Origin of the sequence: Pseudomonas sp. SMV71 (assembly GCF_052042015.1) — a bacterium.
In the GTDB taxonomy this organism is placed as follows: Bacteria; Pseudomonadota; Gammaproteobacteria; order Pseudomonadales; family Pseudomonadaceae; genus Aquipseudomonas.
Map to the genome: position 1 here is coordinate 1 of NZ_JBKGGU010000067.1, position 385 is coordinate 385.

A 385-nucleotide genomic window follows, 5' to 3' on the forward strand; every position below is an offset into this window, starting at 1 on the left:
AATGCCCCACGGGCTCTCGGCCAGGGCCTTGACCACGATCAGCGCCAGCACCGCAAGGATGATGATCATGATCAGGAAGCAGCCGAACAGCGCGATGGTGCCGGGAATGCGGCCCATTTCCTCGCGGACCATGTCGCCCAGGGACCGACCGTTGCGGCGGGTGGACAGGAACAGGACCATGAAGTCCTGCACCGCACCGGCCAGCACCACCCCGGCGATCAGCCACAGCGTGCCGGGCAGGTAGCCCATCTGCGCGGCCAGCACCGGCCCCACCAGCGGCCCGGCGCCAGCGATGGCGGCGAAGTGGTGACCGAACAGGATGTGTTTATTGGTCGGGACGTAGTCCAGGCCATCGTTGTTGAGCACGGCAGGCGTGGCCCGGCGT

General features: G+C 67.3%; 1 protein-coding gene. It reads right to left on the reverse strand.

Annotated features, from left to right (window positions below):
• Window positions 1–385 (reverse strand): carbon starvation CstA family protein (locus ACLEJQ_RS25805; RefSeq protein WP_440799930.1); only part of this gene is annotated, 385 nt, incomplete at both ends.